This is a genomic window from Pseudomonas sp. RIT-PI-AD (assembly GCF_025642785.1).
In the GTDB taxonomy this organism is placed as follows: Bacteria; Pseudomonadota; Gammaproteobacteria; order Pseudomonadales; family Pseudomonadaceae; genus Pseudomonas_T.
Window position 1 is genome coordinate 15,219 of the sequence record NZ_JANZKU010000005.1, and the last position, 21,531, is coordinate 36,749.

Sequence of the window (21,531 nt, forward strand, 5' to 3'; positions counted from 1 at the left end):
CGGCGGGCGCCGGGAGGTCATTTCAGGGTGATGGTGGTGTTCACCGCGCCGCCCACATCGTTCTCGTCGAACCAGCGCTGGGTGACGGTCTTGGTCTGGGTATAGAACAGCACCACTTGCTTGCCGTAGGGGCCGAGGTCGCCCAGCTTGGAGGCGCGCGAGCCGGAGAAGGAGAAGATCGGCACCGGCACCGGGATGGGCACGTTGATGCCGACCTGGCCGACGTCGATCTCTTCCTGGAAGTGCCGGGCCGCCGCGCCGGAGCGGGTGAAGATGGCGGTGCCGTTGCCGTTCGGGTTGGCATTGATCAGCTCGATGGCCTCGTCCAGGGTCGCGGCCTGCAGCACGCACAGCACCGGGCCGAAGATTTCTTCGCGGTAGATGGTCATCTCCGGCGTGACCTTGGAGAAGATGGTCGGGCCGATGAAGTTGCCCTTGGCGTAGCCCTGCACCTGCGGATCGCGGCCGTCCAGCACCAGTTCGGCGCCTTCCTCGAGCCCCTTGGCGATCAGCCCGCCGATGCGATCCAGCGCCGCGCAGGACACCACCGGGCCGACGTCGGTGCCGGCTTCCACGCCGGCGTTGACCTTGAGCGTCTTGGCCTTTTCCACCAGCTCGGGCAGCCAGGCCTGGGCTTCGCCCACCAGGATCACCACCGGCAACGCCATGCAGCGCTGGCCCGCCGCGCCGAAGGAGGCGCCGAGCAGGTTGTTCAGGGTCTGCTGCTTGTGGGCGTCCGGCAGGACGATGGCGTGGTTCTTCGCGCCCATCATGCATTGGGCGCGCTTGCCGTTCTGGGTGGCGCGGTTGTAGACGTGGGTGCCGACCTTGGTCGAACCGACGAAGGACACCGCCTTGATGTCGGGGTGGTCGCAGATCAGGTTGACCGCCTCGGCGCCGCCATGGATGACGTTGAGCACGCCCGGCGGGATGCCGGCCTCCATGGCCAGCTCGACCAGGCGCATGGTCACCATCGGGTCCTGCTCGGACGGCTTGAGCACGAAGGTGTTGCCGGTGGCGATGGCCATCGGGAACATCCACAGCGGGATCATCGCCGGGAAGTTGAACGGGGTGATGCCGGCGCACACGCCCAGCGGCTGCATCAGCGTGTAGGTGTCGACGCCGCTGGCGACGTTGTTGGCCAGTTCGCCCAGTTGCAGGGTGCCGATCCCGGCGGCGTGCTCCACCACCTCCAGGCCGCGGAACACGTCGCCCTCGGCATCCGGCAGGGTCTTGCCCTGCTCGGCGGTGAGAATCGCGGCCAGTTCCTTGAAGTTTTCCCGGATCAGTTGCTGGTACTTGAGGAAGATCCGCGCGCGGGTGCCGATGGGCGTCTTGCGCCAGGTCTTGAAGGCGTCCTTGGCGCTGGCGACGGCGGCGTTCATTTCCTCCGCGGTGGCGAAGGGCACGCGGGCGAGGACTTCCTGGGTGGCCGGGTTGACCACGTCGCGCCACTGCGTGGTCTTGGATTCGATCAATTCGCCACCGATCAGCAACTTGACGGTGGGGATGGCGTTCGCGTGGGGCATGGCGGGGCCTGCTCGATTGTTGTTGTAGGGGCTGCGTCCAGGGCAGCGATCGGGACGATCCTAGCAATGCAAATTTGCTTTGATCAATGCGGCTTTGCGCATAGCGGCTCTGCATTAATCCACAGGAGCCTGCTCGACCCGACTCCATCTCTTTGCGGACGACCCAGGCGGGGCCATCGGATCGCCGCCCGGCGGCGCCGGGCTCAGCCGACGGCGTCGGCCAACAGGCGCTCGGTGAGGAACGCGGCGAACACCCGCAGCCTGGGCAACGCGGGGCGGCTGCCGGGCCAACGCACGGAAAACCTTCTTTCGACCTCGTGGCGCTCGTCCGGCACCTTCAGCAGGGTGCCGTCGCGCAGTTGCCGGCGGATAGCGCAGTCCGGCAGGCAGGCGAACCCAGACCCTCCGTCGCGGCGCAGATCAGCGCTTCCACGTGGGTGAAGGTCAGGTTGCCGGGAATCTGCCAAGGCGTCGCCCTCGCATTCGCGCAGGCGCCATGCCTGGAGCTGGCCGCCGCTGGGGAGGCCTCCCGCGGCGACGGAAGTCGTGGAAGGCAGGTGCGAGGCGAACATCGGGCGAGGGCACGCCGTTTTGCGCGCTGGATGAGCCTGCCGAGCCGGTTCTACGAAGTGCCGGCGAGCGCGGCCGCCCGAGCCGGCCCGTCCCTGGGCGCGTCGACGCCCGTGGTCGCCGCCACACGCCGCCGCCACACGCCGCCGGCCCGCCGGCGTTCAGCCGGTGCGGATGATGCTCTTGATCCGGGTGGCGAGCATTTCCAGGGCGAAGGGCTTGGTCAGCACGTGCATGCCCGGTTCCAGGTTGCCGTTGCCGACCACCGCGCTCTCGGCGTAGCCGGTGATGAACAACACCTTCAGCCCGGGCCGCGCCTGGCGCGCGGCGTCCGCCATCTGCCGGCCGTTCATTCCGCCGGGCAGGCCGACATCGGTGATCAGCAGGTCGATGCGCACGTCTGATTGCAACACCTGCAGGCCGGCGGCGCCGTCTCCCGCCTCGATGGCGGCATAGCCGAGTTCTTCCAGCACCTCGGTGATCAGCATGCGCACTGCCGACTCGTCGTCCACCACCAGCACGGTTTCGCCGGCTTCGGCGCGGGGCGCCTGGGAGAACTCCGCTTCGGCGACTTCCTCCTCGGGTTCCCCCAGGTGCCGCGGCAGGTACAGGCAGACCGTGGTGCCGACGTTCACTTCCGAATGGATGCGGACCTGGCCGCCGGACTGCTTGGCGAAGCCATAGATCATCGACAGGCCGAGCCCGGTGCCCATGCCCAGGGGCTTGGTGGTGAAGAAGGGGTCGAAGGCCCGCGCCGCCACGTCGGCGCTCATGCCGCTGCCGGTGTCGCTGACCGAGATGGCCACGTAGGGGCCGGCGGGCAATTCCGCCTCGTCGAGGCGGGCGTTGGCCGTTTCGATGATCAACTGGCCGCCGTTGGGCATGGCGTCTCGCGCGTTGATGCACAGGTTGAGCAGTGCGTTCTCCAACTGGTTGGGGTCGCAGAGAGTGGTCCACAGCGACTCCGCCGCGCGGGTTTCGACCCGTACCGCGGGGCCCACGGTGCGCTGGATCAGCTCTTCCATGCCGGCGATCAGGCGGTTCGCCTGAGTCGGCTTCGGGTCGAGGGTCTGCCGGCGGGAGAACGCCAGCAGCCGGTGGGTGAGGGCGGCGGCGCGATTGGCGGCGCCGTGGGCCGCGCTGACGTAGCGTTCGATATCGCCGATGCGACCCTGGCCGAGGCGGGTGCGCAGCAGGTCGAGGCTGCCGATGATGCCGGTCAGCAGGTTGTTGAAGTCGTGCGCCAGGCCGCCGGTGAGTTGCCCCACGGCTTCCATCTTCTGGCTGTGGTGCAGGCGTTCCTCGGCCAGGCGCAAGGCCTCGGCCTGTTCCTTCATGGCCGTCACGTCGCGCACCGTGGCGTAGACCAGCCCGTCCCGCGGCACCGCGTTCCAGGAGAACCAGCGGTAGCCGCCGTCACGATGCCGGTAGCGATTCTCGAACGCGGTCACCCTGCGCTCCCGGCGCAGCTGCTGCATGGCCTGGGCGGTGCGTTCGAGGTCCTCGGGATGCAGCAGTTCGGAAAACGGCTGGTTCTTCATCTCCGCGTCGGACCAGCCGAGGGTTTTCGCCCACGCCGGATTGAGGTTGATGAAATAGCCGTCGAGGTTGGCCGTGCAGAGCATGTCGGGCGAGGTCTGCCAGACCTGGTCGCGTTCGCGGGTACGGGTCTCGACGCGTTGTTCCAGGGTCTCGTTCAGTTCGCGGAGCTTGGCCTCGCTGGCGCGCAGGCGTTCTTCCGCGGCGATGCGCTCGGTCAGGTCGACGGTGACCGTGAGCACCGAGCGCGGCCTGCCCTGTTCGTCGTCGAGCCGGCTGAGGCTGCTGTGGGTCCAGACCATTTCGCCATCCGGGCGGATGTAACGCTTCTGCAGGATCACCGGGCGATCGGAATGCAGCACCTGCTGGAAGGCCGCGCTGCTTTTCGGCAGGTCTTCCGGGTGGGTGACCTGGGACGCGGTGGCGTTGAGCACTTCCGACGGCGCCCGGCCGAGCAGGCGGCAGAGTTCCGCGTTGGCGCGCAGGAAGCGGCCGTCCAGGGAGCGCTCGGAAAGCCCCACCGCGGCTTCCGCGAAGATCGCCGCGAGGCGCGCTTCGCTGTCCCGCAGGGCGGTTTCCGCCAGGGTCCGCTCGGTGATGTCGCGGCCCACCGAGACCAGGCGCTGCGGGCGCCCGTCGGGCCCGGGCAACGGCGAGATCATCAGATCCCACCATTTGGGCTTGCCCTTGGCGGTCGGGCAGGCGCCCTGGAAGCGGCCGATCCCGCCGGCGCGGGCCTCGGCCACGGCGTCGAGCGCCGCCTGGTGGTCGGCGCCTTTCCATTCCTCCAGCCAGGGAATCCCGAGCGCGCTCTGTTCGTCGTCGAACTCCATCGCCTCGACCCCGCCGGGGCTGATCATCTGCACGTGGCCGTCGAGGTCGAGCACCACGATGCAGTCGCGGCTGGAATTGAGCACCAGGGTGTTCAGGCTCTGGGCCTCGCGCAGCGCCTGTTCGGCCTGCTGGGTCGCGGTGATGTCGCGGGCGACCGAGAGCACTTTCTGCGGCGCACCGTCCGGGCCGAGGATCGGCGTGAGGCGGACGTCCCACCAGGTGCCGAGGCCGCCGAAGGGGCTGGCGAGCCCCTGGAACTGCCCGGCGCCGCCGGCCCGGGCGGCGTCCAGGGCGTTGCGCGCGGCCTCCAGGCTCTGGGCCTGCCAGAAGGTCTCCCAGGGCGAACCGAGCAGGCTGTCGAGGTCTTCGATCCGCATCGCACGCTGGCCGCCTTCGCTCATGAAGATCAGGCTGCCGTCGAGGTCGAGCACCTGGATGCAATCGCCGGAGGAGGCCAGCACCCCGCGGAGGAACTCGGTGTCCGCGCGCTGCGCTTCGGCCGCCTGCCGCTGGCGGGTCTGGTCGCGGAGGATCTTGATGAACCCCAGGTGGCGGCCGTCCTCGTCGCGCAGCGGCATCATCTCGCCGCTGGCCCAGAAGCGTTCGCCGCCCTTCTTCAGGTGCCAGCGTTCGTCGTAGGCGCGGCCGCTCTGCAAGGCCTGGTACATCTCGGTGCTGACCCGGCCGGCGGCGCGGTCTTCCGGGGTGAAGTAGCGGTCGGCGGCCTCGCCGCGCATCTCCCGGGCGGTCCAGCCGAGGATGCGTTCGGCGCCGCTGTTCCAGTCGGTGACCAGGCCGTCGCGGTCGGTGGCGATGATCGCGAAGTCCACCGCGCTGTCGAAAATCGCCCGGTGCCGGCGGGCGTCGGTGGCGCCGCTGCCGCGCAGACGGGCATTTTCCGTTTCCAGTTCCGCCACGCGCAGGCGCAGGTGCTGGAGTTCTGTCTCAGACATGCTGGGCTGTCCTACTTCGATATGGACGGGCCGGCACGATGGGGGTCGGCCGCTTGGCGCTCGTAGATCGCTCCAGGGGCGTGCCGGCCGGCTACGGGCGCGGTTGCCGGACACAGGGAGGAGGGTCGAGCGAATCTGGAAAATCTGGATGCGACGGAGTATGGCGTGCCCATGGCCGGGTGTCATCCGGCGCCGGGGCTTCGTTTTCCGGCGGGAGAGCGGCGTAGGGCCGGGCCGGACGAGGGACGGGGAATGGCGGTGGGGCGAAGGCGTCGACGTCGCGACGGCGAAGGGAGGGCGGGCGCGCAACGGGTCAGGCGTCGCGGACTTCCACCAGCACCGGGCAGGGCGCGGCGTCCAGCACGCGCGCGCCGATCGAGGGATCGAACAGGCGGCCGAGCCGCGAAAGATGGCGATGGCCGATGACGATCAGGTCGCAGTTGCGGCGAGCCGCCTCGTCGCAGATCGCTGCGGCCGGCTCGCCGGCGAGCACCGCGCCGCTGGCGACCAGGCCAAGGCCGCGCAGGTGCGCGAGCTGAGCGGCGATCAGGGCCTGGGCATCTGTCTGCTGGGCGGCCGCCGCCGGGAAGTCCCCGCGCGCCTCGGGGTCGTCGCTGTCGAGGACGTAGGCGGCGTCCACCGCGCAGACCAGGTGCAGGCTCGAACGCCCACCGGAAAGGTCGCCGGAAAGGGCGAGGGTACCGGCCAGGGCACTGACCCGTTCGCACTGGGGCGAGCCGTCCAGTGCCAGGAGAATCTGCTTGAACATGAGGGGGCCTCGTCGAAAGCCGCATTCTCGAACCCACGCGCACGGCGATAAATGCCGCCCGGCGCATTCGCCGAGTGCAGGGGGAGCACGGCAAGCGGGTGGGATCGCGGTGGCCGGGGCGCTATGCTTGCGCCCCATGCAATTGCCCGATCTCAACCTGCTGGTGGCCCTGGACATCCTTCTCGAGGAAGGCAGCGTGGTGGGCGCGGCGCGGCGGATGAATCTCAGCGCGCCCGCCATGAGCCGCACCCTCACGCGCATTCGCGAGGCGATCGGCGACCCGGTGCTGGTGCGCTCCGGGCGTGGCCTGACGCCCACGCCGAGGGCCCTGGAGCTGCGCGAGCAGGTGCGCGGGGTGGTCGAGCAGGCCCACGCGGTGTTCACCTCCGGGCGCGAGGTGGACCTGGCCACCCTGCAGCGCACCTTCAGCCTGCGCGCCAACGACGTGTTCGTCGGCGCCTACAGCGGCCAGTTGCTGGAGCAGTTGCGCCGGCACGCGCCACGCACGGTGCTGCGTTTCGTGCCGGAGGGCGATACCGACGACGACGCCCTGCGCGAAGGGCGCATCGACCTGAACATCGGCTCGACCCGCCACTTCGGCGCCGATATCAAGGTGCAGACGCTGTTCAGCACCGCCTTCGTCGGCCTGGCGCGGGAGGCTCATCCGATCTTCGCCGACGACATCGACCCGTCGCGCTTCGTCGCCTTCGACCACATCAGCGTGTCCCGCCGTGGGCGCGCCCAGGGGCCGATAGACGCGCTGCTGGCGGAGCGGGGCCTGAGCCGGCACGTGGCGCTGGTCACCGCCAACTTCCATTCGGCGATCTTCGCCCTGGCCGGTTCCGATCTCATTCTGCCGCTGATGCCCCGGCCCATGCTGGACAACCTCGGGCGGCTGGGCCTGCGCCTGCGGGCCTTCGACCTGCCGATCCCGCTGGAGCCGGTCACCGTCGTGCAGGCCTGGCACCCGCGGCTGGACCACGACCATGCCCATCGCTGGCTGCGGCGGATGATCAAGCAGACCTGCGAAGGCCTCTGAGGCGCGGATCGTCCGGGCGAGGGCGGGTGCATTCGGTACCGCTTCCGAACGGACGGCCTTCATCCCGCCTGGCCGGCGGTGCGCCATGCCTTCCTTGGCCCGGCTGGCCTTCGCGGCTGGCGCCGGGGTATCTGAATAGGTGCGTGCGGCGCAATTCAGTATTAGCCATTTATCAATTTTTATAGGCATTCGCCCTCCCTAGACTGCCCGGGTCGATCCTTCCGGAGCAGTTCTTCATGCCTACCCCATCCTTTCGCAGCCCTCGCAGGCGCCGCCCATGAGCGTCGCCGCCTCCGCCATGCCGGAGGCCGCGGCCCGGCCGGTGGCGGCGCCCTCGGCCTTCGGCCTGCGCATCGCCACCGGCCTGGTGGGCGTCCTGCTGGCCGTGCTGGTCGCCGGCCTCAACGAGAACGTCACCAAGGTGGCCCTGGCCGACATCCGCGGCGCCATGGGCATCGGCCATGACGAAGGCAGTTGGCTGATCGCGCTCTACGCCGCCACCTCGGTCAGCGCCATGGCGTTCGCGCCCTGGTGCTCGGTGACCTTTTCCCTGCGGCGCTTCACCCTGTGGGCGATCGGCGCCTTCATGCTGCTCGGCTTCCTCTGCCCGTTGGTGCCCACGCTCGAGTGCCTGTTGCTGCTGCGCACGCTGCAAGGGCTTGCCGGCGGCGCCTTGCCGCCGATGCTGATGACCGTGGCGCTGCGGTTCCTGCCGCCCGGGGTGAAACTCTACGGGCTGGCCGGCTACGCCCTGACCGCCACCTTCGGGCCGAGCCTGGGCACCCCGCTCGCGGCGCTGTGGACCGAGTACGTCGGCTGGCGCTGGGCGTTCTGGCAGGTGGTCCCGCCTTGCCTGCTGGCGATGGCGGCGGTGGCCTGGGGCTTGCCGCAGGACCCGCTGCGCCTGGAGCGTTTCCGTCAATTCGATTGGCGCGGCCTGCTGCTGGGGTTCCCGGCCATCTGCCTGCTGGTGATCGGCCTGGTGCAAGGCGAGCGCCTGGACTGGTTCGAGTCCGCGGCCATCCGTGCGTGCATCGGCGGCGGCAGCCTGCTGCTGGTGCTGTTCCTGGTCAACGAATGGTTCCACCCCTTGCCGTTCTTCAAGTTGCAGATGCTCGCCAAGCGCAACCTCACCCATGCCCTGGTGACCCTCGGCGGCGTGCTCTTCGTGCTGCTGGCGGTGATCCTCATCCCTTCCGGCTATCTCGCCCAGGTCCAGGGTTACCGCCCCTTGCAGACGGCGCCGGTGATGCTCTGGGTGGCCCTGCCGCAATTGCTGGCGCTGCCGCTGGTGGCGGCGCTGTGCAACCTGCGGCGGGTCGACTGCCGTGCGGTGCTGGCGCTGGGCCTGGGCCTGCTGGCGCTGTCCTGCTACCTGGGCTCGCGGCTCACCTCGGCGTGGATCCGCGAGGATTTCTACCTGATGCAGGCCGTGCAGGTCTTCGCCCAGCCGATGGCGGTGATCCCCCTGCTGATGCTGGCCACCGGCGGCCTGGCGCCCCAGGACGGCCCCTACGCCTCGTCCTGGTTCAACACCGTCAAGGGGTTTTCCGCGGTGCTCGCCGGCGGGGTGCTGGACGCGCTCGGCACGGCGCGCCGGCATTTCCATTCCAACGCGCTGGTCGATCAGCTGGGCAACGCCGCCCAGCCCCTCGACCCCGCCTCGCTGCCCGGCCTCGCCGCGCGTCTGCATCGGCAGGTGGTGGTGCTGGCCTCGGCGGACCTCTACCTGTACATGGCGGCGCTCGCCGTCGCCCTGATCTTTCTCATTCCCTTCGTGCCGACGCGCATCTACCCGCCGCGCGCCGTCGCCTGACACCGGACCTTCATCGTGAGCGACATCATGAGCGACACCGCAACACGCAAGACCGCCCTGTTCCTGGGCCTCGTCCTGGGCCTCGCACTGCTGGCCTATGCCGTCTGGCTCGGGTTCTCCGGCCCGCGCCGGTTCCAGCGCACCGACGACGCCTACGTGGCCGCCGACTACACCCTGATCGCGCCCAAGGTCGCCGGCTTCATCAGCGAGGTGCGGGTGGAGGACGACCAGCACGTGGAAGCCGGCCAGTTGCTGGCGCAGATCGACGACCGCGACTACCGCGCCGCGCTGCAGGCGGCGCAGGCCGAGGTGGCCAGCGCCCGGGCGCAGCAGGCCCATGCCCAGGCCTCCCTGGAACGCCAGGGTTCGCTGATCGAGCAGGCCGAGGCCAGGGTCGCGGCGGACCGCGCCGAACTGGCGTTCGCCGAATTCGAGGTGCAGCGCTACCGGCACCTGGCCGGGCAGGGCGCCGGCACCTTGCAGAATTCGCAGCAGGCGCAGAGCCGCTTCGACAGCGCTCGCGCCGGGCAGGCCCGCGACCGCGCCGCGCTGGACGCCGCGCGCAAGCAGACCGAGGTGCTCGCCGCCCAGCGCGACGCGGCCGAGGCCGGCGTCCAGCGCGCCCTGGCCGCCGAGGCCCGGGCCGAACTGGACCTGTCCCACACCCGTGTGGTGGCGCCCTTGGCCGGCACCGTCGGCCGCCGCGCGGTGCGCATCGGCGCCTTCGTCAGCCCCGGCAGCGAACTGATGGCTCTGGTGCCGCTGGAGCATGCCTATGTCCGCGCGCACTTCCAGGAAACCCAGCTCACCGCGGTGCGCCCCGGCCAGGCGGTGGAGATCGAGGTGGACGGTTACCCCGGCGAGGTGCTGCGCGGCCACGTGCAGAGCATCGCCCCGGCCACCGGCGTGACCTTCGCCGCGCTGGCGCCGGACAACGCCACCGGCAACTTCACCAAGGTGGTGCAGCGCATCCCGGTGAAGATCGCCCTCGATGCGCAGCAGGCCTTGCTGGAGCGGCTGCGAGTCGGCATGTCCGTCGAGGCGCGCATCGATACCGCCGATGCCGGGGAACTGCCCGTCGCCCAGCGCGGGGAGCTCGCCCGATGATCCGGCTGCCGTTCGCCTGCGCCGGGCTGCTGCTCGGCGCCAGCCTGGCCGCGTGCAGCGTCGGCCCGGATTTCCAGCCGCCGCGCGCGGACCTGGATGCCCATTGGGCGCTGCCGGATGGCGGCCGCGCCGAGGAGGGGGCCGTGGCCGCGCGTTGGTGGGACGCCTTCGGCGATCCGCGCCTGTCCGCCCTGGTGCACGAGGCGGCGACCCTCAACCTGGACCTGCAGAGTGCCGCCAGCCGCCTGCAACAGAGCCGCGCGGCCCGCCGCGTGCTCGCCGCCGATGCCCTGCCCGCGGTGAACGCCGGGCTCGACTACAGCCGCGCGCGCAACAGCCAGGATGGCCTCAGCGATCCTTCCGGGCGCGCCGGCGATTCGGCCTACAGCCTCTGGCAGGGCGGTTTCGACCTGGGCTGGGAGCTGGACCTGTGGGGGCGCGTGCGCCGGCAGATCGAGGCGGCCGATGCCGAGGTGCGGGTGGCCGAGGAGGAACGCCACGGCGTGGCGTTGGCGGTCATGGCGGAAACCGCGCGGGATTACATCCAGTTGCGCGGCACGCAGAACGCCCTGGACATCGTTCGGCAGAACCTGGAGATCGCCCGGCGCAGCCTGAGGTTGACCCGTGCGCGCCTCGCCGAGGGCATCGCCACCGATCTCGAGGTGGCCGAAGCCGCCGCCCAGGTCGCCGCCATCGAGGCGCGGCTCCCCGCGTTGCAACAGCGCGAGGCGCAACTGGGCAATGCCCTGAGCCTGTTGCTGGGGCAGGCGCCACGGGCCTTGCAGGACGAACTGCGCGAGCCGGCGCCGGTGCCCGCCGGGCCCACCGAGGTGCCCCTGGGCCTGCCCAGCGAGCTGGCCGCGCGGCGTCCCGATATCCGCCGCGCCGAAGCCGAGCTGCATGCCGCCACCGCGGGCATCGGCGTCGCCCGGGGCGACTTCTATCCGCGCATCACGCTGTCCGGCAACCTCGGTTTCCAGGCCCTGCAACTGGCGGATTTCGGCGGTTGGGATTCGCGCCGTTTCGCCTTCGGCCCGGCGCTGAGCGTACCGCTGTTCGAGGGTGGGCGGCTGCGCGGCGCGCTGCGCCTGCGCGAGGCACGCCAGCAGGAAGCCGCCATCGCCTATCAGAAGACCGTGCTCGGCGCCTGGCACGAGGTGGACGACGCCTTGAACGCCTACCAGGCCGAGCAGCGCCGTCGCGCCAGTCTCGGGCGAGCGGTGGTACAGAGCCGCCGCGCCCTGGAGAGCGCGCAACGGCAATATGCCCAGGGCACGCTGGATTTCCTCGACGTACTCACCCTGCAGAACAGCCTGTTGGCCAACCAGGCCGCCCAAGTGGAAAGCACCACCGCGGTCTCGCTGTCCCTGGTGAGCCTCTACAAGGCCCTCGGCGGCGGGTGGCAGACCCTCGACGAGCCGCAGGCCCTCGCTTCCTCTTCCCCTACCCGGAGTCGACCATGACCCTCGATCACACAGCGTTTCTCGTCCACGACATCCAGGCCTTCCCCCTGGTGCGCTTCCGTCACGAAGCGGCGATACCCGGCTACGCCCCTGCCTGGGAAGCGGACATGCAGGCCCTGATGCGCCACGGCGAGGCCTTCGTGGTGGTCTTCGACGGGGCGCGTCGCGACGAGGCCCACGACGACCGCAAGGCGCGCGGACTCTGGCTCAAGCGCAACAAGGCGGCCCTCGGCCAGGTCTGCCGGGGGCTGCTGGTCATCGAGGCGGATGCCGGGCACCGCGAAACGCGACGCGCCGCCATGCAGGGGGCGATCAAGGCCTTCGGCATCCGCCAGGAGATGGCGGGGTCCTGGCCGGAGGCACAGGACATCGCGCGGCGCTGGCTCGCCGGCGAAGCCGATTGAGCGGCCGGAGGCCGCGCGCCGCGCCCGCCCTGCGGTCGACGGTTTTCCCTACACGACCTAGTCTGTCCGACTTCTTTGCTGACTCTTGGAGACTCCGATGCACATCGATCTGACTGGAAAACGCGCCCTGGTGAGTGGCTCGACCGCCGGCATCGGCCTGGCCATCGCCCGCGGCCTGGCCGGGGCAGGCGCCGAGGTGGTGATCAACGGCCGCACCCCCGCTCGCGTGGAGCAGGCCCTGGCGACGCTGCGCGGCGAACACCCGGCCGCGCGCCTGCAGGGCGTGGCCGCCGACCTGGGCGATGCCGCCGGTGCCGCGCGGCTGTTCGCCGAGGTGGCGGAGGTGGACATCCTGGTCAACAACCTGGGGATTTTCGAGCCCAAGGGCTTCTTCGAGATCGAGGACGCCGACTGGCAGCGCTTCTTCGAGGTCAACGTGATGAGCGCGGTGCGCCTGTCGCGCCACTACGCGCCGAAGATGGTCGCGCGCGGCTGGGGCCGGGTGCTGTTCCTGTCCAGCGAGTCGGCGCTGCAGATCCCCACCGAGATGGTTCACTACGGCATGACCAAGACCGCGCTGCTGGCGGTGTCCCGCGGCCTGGCGGAAACCCTGGCGGGCAGCGGGGTGACGGTGAACGCGGTATTGCCGGGGCCGACCCGCTCGGAAGGCGTGGGCGAGTTCTTCGCGTCCATGGCCGCCGGCAGCCAGACGCCCATGGAGCAACTGGAGCGCGACTTCATCCGCGAGCACCGGTCCAGCTCGGTGATCCAGCGTCTGGCGAGCGTGGAAGAGGTGGCCAACATGGCGGTCTACCTGGCGTCGCCGCAGGCCTCGGCCACCACCGGCGCGGCGCTGCGGGTGGACGGCGGCGTGTTGCGGTCGATCGCCTGAGCGAGTCGCCCGCGCCGGGCGGCCGCCTCAGGCCAGCGGCAGGGTGAAGGTGAAGGTGGTGCCTTCCTTCGCCGTGGAGCGCACGTCGAGGCTGGCACCGTGGGCGCGGGCGATCTCGCTGGCGATGTACAGCCCCAGCCCGAGGCCGGCGCGCGGCATCGGGCTGGAAGGCCGCGAATAGGGCTGGAACAGCCGCGCCAGGTGGTCCTCGGCGATCGGCGTGCCCTGGTTGCTCACCGACAGCACGAAGGCGCCGTCGCGCAGCACCGCTTCGACGTCGACGATGCCGGTGGGCGTGCCGTGGGCGATGGCGTTGGCCACCAGGTTGGAAAGCAACTGGGCGATGCGCTCGCAGTCGCAGCGCAGCCCATTGATGCCCTGGATGCGCGAACGGATGATCCGCTTCGGATGGACCCGTTGCACCTCGTCGACCACGTGCAGCAGGGCCGCTTCCAGGTCGGCACAGTCGTGCAGGTCGAGGGGGATGCCGTTGCCGAGCCGGCCGCGGGCGAAGTCCAGCACGTCCTCCACCAGCTTCGAGGCGCGCCGGCCGCAGGTGAGGATGTGGTTGACCAATGTGCTCGAGTAGGCGTCCAGCGCGGCCTTGCGCAGCAGCATCTCGGCGCTGGCGGTGATGGCGAACAGCGGGTTGCGCAGGTCGTGGCCGAGCACCGCGATGAACTGCTCGCGCACCTCGGCCGTCTCGCGTTCTTCCAGCAGGGCGGTTTCCGTGCGCTGCTGGCTTTCCTCGGCATCGAGTTGCAGGGCCAGCAGGCGGGCGAAGGAGTGCATGACCGCTTCGATATTCAGCTCGGAGAGCTTGGCCGGCAGCGGGTCGAGGGCACAGATGGTGCCGAAGAAGCTGCCGTCGACGCGGAACACCGGCACCGAGATGTAGCTTTCGAAACGGTATCGACGCCGCGTGTGATGGTCGCGGTAGCACGGATCTTCGCTGGCCTTGTCGATCACCACGGCGCGCTGGTTGGAGCGGATCTCGTGGCAGAGGGTACTGGTCACTTCCAGCTCGCCGCCCACCTCCAGGCCGAAACCGATCCGGTCGAGTACCGCGCAGGCGGTCCAGGAGTCCTCGGTGACCCGCGCGATGGCGGCGAAGCGCAGGCCGGTGCTCTCGACGATGATCTGCAGGATCGCCGAGACCGCGCCGATCCGACCGATGCTGGCGATGTCGCTCTCGACCGAACGCGTCGCGCACTCCTGCTGCTTATAAGCCACGTGTTGCCTCTAGGGATGATCGGCGAGCCAGGAACGAGCCGGCTGGCGGAAGCGGGAAACGGCCATCGGCGCTCCTGAGCGGCGATGTCTGCGCCGGAGTGTGCGACCAATGGCCGGGCAGGGCAACCACGACGCGCGTCCTGGCCGGGTGAAGGGGGGGCGGGCAACCCGTGCAGGCTCTCGCTCGCCGGCCGTTCGAGTCTGCCTGAGGACGTGGAGCGTTCGACTCCTCCGGGGCCCAAGGGCGGTTTTGGAAGTCCCGGCCCAACGGCCCTCGTCCCCCCATGACGAAACCTCTGGCGGAAGGCCCCGGCGCGTGGCCCTCGTCCATGGCGTTCGCGCGTCTCAGGCGCGGCGCATGTCCGCGAGCAGGCTGCGCAGCAGTTCCGCCGCCGGCAGCTCGCGGGCCAGCGGCGCGCCCTGGCCGGCCCAGTGCACGTCGAAGTCGTGGTTGCCGGCTGCCACCGCGGCGCGCTGCAAGGCCTTGCCGGCGTCGTAGGCGATGGGATAGTCCGGCAGCGCCGGCGCCTGGGCGACGTCCACCGCGCGGTGGAACGCGTTGGCCAGGCCGCGCGCCGGGCGCCCGGAGATCGTCGAGGTGATCGCGGTATGCCGCGCCCGCTCGCTACGCAAGGCGGCGCGGTAGGTGGCGTCGGCCGCGGATTCCGGACAGAGGATGAACGCGGTGCCCAGTTGCGCGGCGCAGGCGCCCAGGGCCAGCACCGCGTCGATGCCCTGGCCGTCCATGATGCCGCCGGCGGCGATCACCGGCAGCCTGCCGCGGGCGGCCAGCAGCCGGACCAGGGCGAGGGTGCCGAGGCCGGGGTCTTTCTGCTCGGGTTCGAACACCCCGCGATGCCCGCCGGCCTCGATGCCCTGGGCGATCACCAGGTCGACCCCGGCGTTTTCCACCTGCTCCGCCTCGTCCAGGCCGGTCGCGCTGGCCATCACGCGGATGCCTGCGGCTTGCAGGGCACGGATACGCTCCACGGGCGGCAGGCCGAAGTGCAGGCTGACCACCGGCGGGCGCTCGGCGAGCAGCATCTCCAGCATCGCCTCGTCGTCGACGAAGCTGCGATAGGGGCTGTGCAGGCCGGTCGGCGGCGGGGCGCCGAACGCGGCGAAGAAGGGCGCGAGATGGCGCAGCCAGGCGTCCTCGCGTCGGGCGTCCGCCACCGCCGGGCGATGGCAGAACAGGTTGACGTTGAAGGGCTTGGGGGTGAGCGCGCGGGTCTCGGCGATCGCGGCACGCGCCTGCTCCACCGAGCTGGCGCCGAGCCCGAGGGAGCCGAGCCCGCCGGCTTCGGACACGGCGGCGGCCAGGCGGGGCGTGGAAACCCCGGCCATGGGCGCCTGGATGATCGGGTGGCGGATACCGAGGAGGGACAGCGCGGCGGAGGACATGGCAATAACCTGCTGGGTTGAAATCGCTTGCTCGATTTATCTCACAGGAAGAACATTGTTTGAAAGTCGTTCTTCGAAAGAGATGGATTATGGATCTGTCCAGCCTGGAAATCTTCCGCGCGGTAGCCGCCGAGCGCAGCGTCACCCGCGCGGCGGTGCGTTTGCAGCGGGTGCAGTCGAACGTCACCACGCGGATTCGTCAGTTGGAAGAGGAACTGGGCGTGGCGCTGTTCCTCCGCGACGGCAAGCGCATGACCCTGACCGAGCGCGGCCATGCCTACCTGGCTTATGCGGAACGCCTGCTGGCCCTGGCTGAAGAGGCGAGGCAGGCGATGAAGCCCGGGCAACCGGGCGGGAAGCTGCGTCTCGGCAGCATGGAGAGCACCGCGGCGAGCCGCTTGCCGGCGCTGCTGGCGCGCTACCACGGGAACTGGCCGGAGGTGACGCTGGAGGTTCGCACCGGGCCGACCCTGTCGCTGATGGACGCGGTGTCCGCCCGCCGCCTGGACTGCGCGCTGGTCGCTCGGGGGCGCCGCTTCGCCGCCGGCGACTGGGTCGACGACCCCCTGGACGCGGGTCTCGAGAGCCGCGTGGCGTTCGAAGAGGAATTGCTGCTGATCCTGCCGGAGAGCCACCCGCCGGTCAGCCACCCTGGGGAGGTGAGCCTGCGGACCCTCGCCGGTTTCGCCAGCGGCTGTGCCTACCGGAGCCTGGCGCAGAGCTGGCTGGAGTCCGCGCGGCCCGGGGGCGCCGCGCCCCTCGGGGTGCAGGAGGTGGGCTCCTATCACGCCATCCTGGCGTGCGTGGCGGCGGGCGCCTGTGCCGCGGTGATGCCGCGTTCCGTGCTGGACCTGCAACGGGAGCCGCCGCGACTGCGCGCCCTGGCGCTGACCCGGGTGGAAACCCTGCTGGTCTGGCGCGGCGACTACGCCAGTGCGGCGTTCGACGCCTTTCGCAACCTGCTGACCGAAGGGCGGGACCCGGTGACGCTCGCTTGAGGCCGGCCGCGCGGCTCAGCGCGCGGGGGTGGAGGCCGCCGCGCGGCGGCGATCGCGCCAATCGCGGTGCAGTTCTTCCAGGTAGGGCAGCACCGCCAGCAGCAGGGTGGCGCCCAGCACGCAGGCGAGATAGCCGGCGGGCAGCGGTTGCTGTTTCCAGCGCAAGGCGTACTCGGCCGGAGCCTCCCCGAGCCCGAACAGCGAAAGGAACGCCTGCCAGTGCAACAGCGCGAGGACGCTCAGCCCCATCAGCGGGATCATTTCCAGGAAGCTGTGCACGTGCTGTTCGCTGGGTTTCACATCGCGCAGGCTGACCGCATAGCTCACGTCCCACAGTGCGGTGAGTTCGTGCAGCACGAAGGCGGCGAGCATCAACAGGAAGATCAGCGCATTGACTTGCAGGAACATCGCCGCCAGCAGGGGAACGCCGATTTCCAGCAGCATCAGCAAATGGATCAGCGATTCCTTGATCCCGGTGGTGGTGCTGATCGAGGTGCGCCGGTGGCACAGCCAGTCGGCGAAGCCGGCCAGCAGCCAGACCGGCAGGAGGAAATACATCAGGTAGGCGGTGGCGAGATTTTCGTCGGGCATGGCGGGACTTCGTTTTCCAGCGGGGGTGGACCGGCGTGACCGGTGCGGGTGATCGGTTTCCCATCCGAGACGTTTCCCGCTTCGGAGTTCCCTTTTGCCGAGCCTTCTGCGGGGAGCGGCGGGCCGTGCAACGGGAGCCGCCCAGGAGCCCTGAAATATTCAGAACAAATTTTATTTCCGGTCACTCCAACAGGGGTGCAGTGGCCTGGGAAATGTCTTACATGCCTATTTACTCCCGCTCCAGACCGGTGTTCTCCGGTTGGTTGTTCCTCCTCCTCGGTGCGTTGTTGATCCTGGGCGGCATCTGGCTGCTGATCCTCGGCGGCAGCCTCTATTACCTGTGCGCTGGGGTGAGCCTGGCACTCACCGGCGGCCTGCTGATACGCGGCCAGCGCCAGGCGCTATGGCTGTACGGGGCGTTCTGGCTCGCCACCCTCGGCTGGTCGCTGTGGGAAGTGGGCACGGACGTCTGGCAGCTCGAGCCGCGCCTGATGCTGCCGACCCTGATGGGCCTCTACCTGCTGTTGCCGAGCTTGCGGCGCAAGCTCGACGGCGCTGGCCGGCCGTCCCCCTGGGGCGCCCTGGCGGTGCCCTTGGTGGCGGTGCTGCTGGTGCTGGCCCTGCTGTTCGCCCATCCGCGCTCACAGCCGGCGGCGGACCTGGCCCAGGTCGCGGCGCCGGTCGCCGATGGCGTGGCCCAGGCAGACTGGCAGTACTACGGGCGTACCCCGCGCGGCGAGCGTTGGTCGCCGCTGGACCAGATCACCCCCGACAACGTCGCCCGCCTGGAGAACGTCTGGACCTACCAGACCGGCGACCTGGCGAAGTCCGGCGAAAACCAGCACGGCTACGAATTCAACTTCGAGGTCACGCCGATCAAGGTCGGCGACAGCCTCTACATCTGTACGCCCCACAGCCAGGTCATCGCCCTGGACGCGGACACCGGCCAGGAGCGCTGGCGGTTCGACCCGAAGCCGGAGACCTCTAACAACGCCTACCTGGCTTGCCGGGGCGTGTCCTACTACGAAGCGCCGGCCGGGACGCCCTGCCGGCAACGAATCATCGCCCCGGTGGCGGATGCGCGGCTGATGGCCTTGGACGCCCACACCGGGCAACTCTGCGAGGGCTTCGGCGACAAGGGCTTCGTCTCGCTGCGCAAGCACCTGGGCGAGGTGCCCAAGGGGTTCCACTTCGTCACCTCGCCGCCGCTGGTGGCGCAGGACCGGGTGATCCTCGGCGGCTGGATCTACGACGGGCAGAAGACCCACGAACCCTCCGGCGCCGTCCGCGCCTTCGATCCGGTCAGCGGCGAGATCGCCTGGGCCTGGGACATCGGTCGCGCGGATTCGCCGGTGGTCCACCCGGCCGCCGACGAGACCTTCACCGCCGGCACGCCGAACGCCTGGGGCGTCTATACCGCGGACGTCGAGCGGGGCCTGGTCTACCTGCCCACCGGCAACGCGGTCCCCGACTACTACGGGGCCAAGCGGCGCCCGTTCGACGAGCGCTACTCCAGCTCGGTGGTGGCCCTGGACATCCGCACCGGCGCGCCGCGCTGGACGTTCCAGACCCTGCACCACGACCTCTGGGACATGGACGTACCCATAGGCCCGACCCTGGTGGACCTGCCCGGCGAGCAGGGTGCCAGCGTTCCGGCGCTGCTGCAGACGACCAAGCGCGGCGAGCTCTTCCTGCTCAACCGCGAGACCGGCCAGCCCCTGGCGGAAGTGGCCGAGCGCCCCGCGCCCCAGGGTGGCCTGCCGGGCGAGCCGGTCGCGGCGACCCAGCCTTATTCGGTAGGCATGCCGTCCTTCGCGCCGCCGCCGATACGCGAAAGCGACGCCTGGGGCGTCACCCCGTTCGACCAGATGCTGTGCCGCATCGAGTTCCGGCGGATGAACTATCAGGGCGCCTACACGCCGTTCGTGCTGGAGCGGAAGACCCTGGTCTACCCGGCCTTCGACGGGGTGATCGACTGGCATGGCGCGTCCCTCGACCCGCTGCACCGGCGGTTGTACGCCAACCTCAGCTATATCCCCTTCACCGCCCGGGTGTATGCGCGTCAGGACGCGGAGGCGGAGGGCCTGGTGGAGCCCTGGAATGGCCGCGGCACGCCGCCACGGCCCAAGGATTTCTCCATCAACCCGCAGTACGGCACGCCCTACGTGGTCAAGGTCGAGCCCTGGCTCGGGCTGTTCCAGGCGCCCTGCAAGGCGCCGCCCTGGGGGCAGTTGGCCGCGGTGGACCTGGATAACCGGCAACTGGCGTGGCGGCACGACGTGGGCACCACCCGCGATACCGGGCCGTTCGGGCTGCACCTGAACCTGCCGTTCCCCACCGGGATCTTCAACATCGGCGGCAACATCAATACCCGCTCCGGGCTGATCTTCATGGGCGCCACCGCGGACGACTATCTGCGCGCCTTCGAAGCCAGCAGCGGACGCGAGCTGTGGAAGACCCGCTTGCCCGCCGGCGGCCAGGCGACCCCCATGACCTACCTGGGCCGGGACGGCCGCCAGTACGTGGTGATCGCCGCCGGTGGCCATGGCGGCTTGCAGACCCGCTCGGGGGATTACCTGAAGGCCTATGCGTTGCCGGCCAAGGCGCGCTAGGTCCCGTCGACCACGGCGATTCAGGGCGAGGGGCGGCTTGCAATCCCGCCGAGGATGCCGACGCGCGTTTTCCCGGTTTCGCCCGGCTGGGTCCTGCTCTCCAACGACGATGTTCGGTCGGCCTGGTGGGCTCGCGCCCCGCCAGGCGAGGACCGCCCGGCGAAACGGTTATTACCCATTCTTTTTGGGTCTAAGGGCTCTAGCGCGGGGGCTGCTACCATGCCAGCCGTGATTCAAACCCCTAATGTCCCCCGTCTACGGCAGCCGTTTCCAGGCTGCCGTAGCGCGTTTAAGCGGAGAAAAAAGGATGAGCCTACCGCTCTTGCTCAATGTCCTGGCCTTCCTGGTGCTGTTGCTGGTGCTCGCCAGGAGCGCACGGGCCCACTGGAGCCTGTCGAAGAAGGTGCTGCTCGGCCTGCTCCTCGGCGTGGCCTTCGGACTGGCGCTGCACCTGATCTACGGCGCCGATGCGCCGGTCCTGAAAACCACGCTGACCTGGATCGACATCGTCGGCAGCGGTTACGTGCAACTGCTGCAGATGATCGTGATGCCCCTGGTCTTCGCCTCGATCCTCAGCGCGGTCGCACGCCTGCACAACGCCTCCTCGGTGGGCAAGATCAGTGTGCTGACCATCGGCGTGCTGCTGTTCACCACCGCCATCGCGGCGCTGGTGGGCGTGTTCGTCACCAGCCTGTTCGGCCTGACCGCCGACGGCTTGGTGCAGGGTGCCCAGGAAACCGCCCGGCTCACCGCGATCCAGAACAACTACGTGGGCAAGGTGGCCGACCTCGGCGTGCCGCAGCTGCTGCTCTCGTTGCTGCCCCACAACCCCTTCGCCGACCTCACGGGCGCCAGCCCCACCTCCATCATCGGCGTGGTGATCTTCGCCGCGTTCCTCGGCGTGTCGGCCCTGCAACTGCTCAAGGACGACGAGGCGAAAGGTCGTCGCGTGCTGGCTGCCATCGACACCCTGCAAGCCTGGGTGATGAAGCTGGTGCGGCTGATCATGCGGCTCACGCCCTACGGCGTGATGGCCCTGATGACCAAGGTGGTCGCCGGCTCCAACCTGGAGGACATCCTCAAGCTCGGGAGTTTCGTGGTCGCCTCCTACCTCGGCCTGGCGATCATGTTCGGCGTGCACGCGCTGCTGCTGGCGATCAACGGCATCAACCCGCTGCGCTTCTTCCAGAAGGTCTGGCCGGTGCTGACCTTCGCCTTCACCAGCCGCTCCAGCGCCGCCAGCATTCCGCTGAACGTCGAGGCGCAGACCCGGCGCCTGGGCGTGCCGGAGTCCATCGCCAGCTTCTCCGCTTCCTTCGGCGCGACCATCGGGCAGAACGGGTGCGCCGGTCTCTACCCGGCGATGCTGGCGATGATGGTGGCGCCCACCCTGGGCATCGACCCGCTGAACCCGATGTGGATCGCCACCCTGGTCGGCGTGGTGACGCTCAGTTCCGCGGGCGTCGCCGGCGTGGGCGGCGGGGCGACGTTCGCGGCGCTGATCGTGCTGCCGGCCATGGGTTTGCCGGTAACCCTGGTGGCCTTGCTGATCTCCATCGAACCGCTGATCGACATGGGCCGCACCGCGCTGAACGTCAACGGCTCCTTGACCGCCGGTTCGCTCACCAGCCGCTGGTTCGGGGTGACCGACACGGCGCTGCTGAACCGCGAGGAACACGCCGAGCTGGTGCACGCCTAGGTCGGAGCGGTTGCAGAGGAAGGCCGGCCTTTGCCGGCCTTTTCTTTACGGGCGAGGCGGGTGCCGCGGCTGGGCTGCG

The 21,531-nt window shown here is 69.8% G+C and carries 16 protein-coding genes; 9 read left to right on the plus strand and 7 right to left on the minus strand.

Translation table 11 applies throughout. The features are described 5' to 3' along the window. Window positions 1-17 precede the first annotated feature (17 nt). From OGL92_RS05820 to OGL92_RS05835, 4 genes are all read right to left on the minus strand, one after another. Window positions 18-1,529 (minus strand): CoA-acylating methylmalonate-semialdehyde dehydrogenase, encoded by a 1,512-nt coding sequence (locus tag OGL92_RS05820; protein WP_263141588.1) that lies wholly within the window; start codon window positions 1,527-1,529, stop codon window positions 18-20. Between the two features lie 203 nt (window positions 1,530-1,732). Then, a complete protein-coding gene (locus OGL92_RS05825) occupies window positions 1,733-1,996 on the minus strand; it encodes a LysR substrate-binding domain-containing protein (RefSeq protein WP_263141590.1) in 264 nt (87 codons plus the stop codon). A 264-nt stretch (window positions 1,997-2,260) separates the two neighbouring features. After that, window positions 2,261-5,425, minus strand: a complete 3,165-nt coding sequence (locus tag OGL92_RS05830; protein ID WP_263141593.1) for a PAS domain S-box protein — start codon at window positions 5,423-5,425, stop codon at window positions 2,261-2,263. 313 nt (window positions 5,426-5,738) lie between these two features. Next, window positions 5,739-6,194, minus strand: a complete 456-nt coding sequence (locus OGL92_RS05835; protein ID WP_263141595.1) for a universal stress protein — start codon at window positions 6,192-6,194, stop codon at window positions 5,739-5,741. Window positions 6,195-6,330: 136 nt separating this feature from the next. On the opposite strand from OGL92_RS05835, the gene OGL92_RS05840 reads away from it, so the two are divergent. The 6 genes from OGL92_RS05840 to OGL92_RS05865 all read left to right on the plus strand — a co-directional run bounded on the left by OGL92_RS05840 (window position 6,331) and on the right by OGL92_RS05865 (window position 12,915). Next, window positions 6,331-7,233 carry a LysR family transcriptional regulator gene (locus OGL92_RS05840; RefSeq protein ID WP_263141596.1) on the plus strand — a complete coding sequence of 301 codons (903 nt, stop codon included), beginning with the start codon at window positions 6,331-6,333 and terminating at the stop codon, window positions 7,231-7,233. Between the two features lie 298 nt (window positions 7,234-7,531). Further along, complete coding sequence (locus OGL92_RS05845) at window positions 7,532-9,049, plus strand: MFS transporter (protein WP_263142109.1); 1,518 nt, start codon at window positions 7,532-7,534, stop codon at window positions 9,047-9,049. A gap of 27 nt (window positions 9,050-9,076) precedes the next feature. Further along, entirely contained in the window at window positions 9,077-10,156 is a 1,080-nt protein-coding gene (locus tag OGL92_RS05850; protein ID WP_263141598.1) for an HlyD family secretion protein, read from the plus strand. Continuing rightward, window positions 10,153-11,619 (plus strand): efflux transporter outer membrane subunit, encoded by a 1,467-nt coding sequence (locus tag OGL92_RS05855; RefSeq protein ID WP_263141600.1) that lies wholly within the window; start codon window positions 10,153-10,155, stop codon window positions 11,617-11,619. Before OGL92_RS05850 ends, OGL92_RS05855 begins: the two co-directional genes overlap by 4 nt. Beyond that, the gene (locus OGL92_RS05860) at window positions 11,616-12,023 is read left to right on the plus strand and encodes a hypothetical protein (RefSeq protein WP_263141602.1); all 408 of its coding nucleotides are present in this window, start codon (window positions 11,616-11,618) and stop codon (window positions 12,021-12,023) included. Before OGL92_RS05855 ends, OGL92_RS05860 begins: the two co-directional genes overlap by 4 nt. Window positions 12,024-12,120: 97 nt before the next feature. After that, a complete protein-coding gene (locus OGL92_RS05865; RefSeq protein ID WP_263141604.1) occupies window positions 12,121-12,915 on the plus strand; it encodes an SDR family oxidoreductase in 795 nt (264 codons plus the stop codon). Between the two features lie 27 nt (window positions 12,916-12,942). Here the strand turns inward: OGL92_RS05865 and OGL92_RS05870 are convergent, their stop codons facing one another. Both OGL92_RS05870 and OGL92_RS05875 read right to left on the minus strand, forming a co-directional pair. Then, window positions 12,943-14,148 carry a GAF domain-containing sensor histidine kinase gene (locus OGL92_RS05870; protein WP_263141606.1) on the minus strand — a complete coding sequence of 402 codons (1,206 nt, stop codon included), beginning with the start codon at window positions 14,146-14,148 and terminating at the stop codon, window positions 12,943-12,945. A 345-nt stretch (window positions 14,149-14,493) separates the two neighbouring features. Continuing rightward, window positions 14,494-15,552 (minus strand): nitronate monooxygenase, encoded by a 1,059-nt coding sequence (locus tag OGL92_RS05875; protein ID WP_263141608.1) that lies wholly within the window; start codon window positions 15,550-15,552, stop codon window positions 14,494-14,496. An 89-nt stretch (window positions 15,553-15,641) separates the two neighbouring features. On the opposite strand from OGL92_RS05875, the gene OGL92_RS05880 reads away from it, so the two are divergent. Beyond that, window positions 15,642-16,550, plus strand: a complete 909-nt coding sequence (locus tag OGL92_RS05880) for a LysR substrate-binding domain-containing protein (protein ID WP_263141611.1) — start codon at window positions 15,642-15,644, stop codon at window positions 16,548-16,550. A gap of 15 nt (window positions 16,551-16,565) precedes the next feature. Here OGL92_RS05880 and OGL92_RS05885 read toward each other — a convergent pair whose 3' ends face one another. After that, window positions 16,566-17,141 carry a diguanylate cyclase gene (locus tag OGL92_RS05885; protein ID WP_263141613.1) on the minus strand — a complete coding sequence of 192 codons (576 nt, stop codon included), beginning with the start codon at window positions 17,139-17,141 and terminating at the stop codon, window positions 16,566-16,568. Window positions 17,142-17,362: 221 nt separating this feature from the next. On the opposite strand from OGL92_RS05885, the gene OGL92_RS05890 reads away from it, so the two are divergent. After that, a complete protein-coding gene (locus OGL92_RS05890) occupies window positions 17,363-19,753 on the plus strand; it encodes a membrane-bound PQQ-dependent dehydrogenase, glucose/quinate/shikimate family (RefSeq protein WP_263141614.1) in 2,391 nt (796 codons plus the stop codon). Window positions 19,754-20,060: 307 nt separating this feature from the next. Then, window positions 20,061-21,452 (plus strand): L-cystine transporter, encoded by a 1,392-nt coding sequence (locus OGL92_RS05895; RefSeq protein WP_263141617.1) that lies wholly within the window; start codon window positions 20,061-20,063, stop codon window positions 21,450-21,452. The last annotated feature ends 79 nt before the right edge of the window (window positions 21,453-21,531 follow it).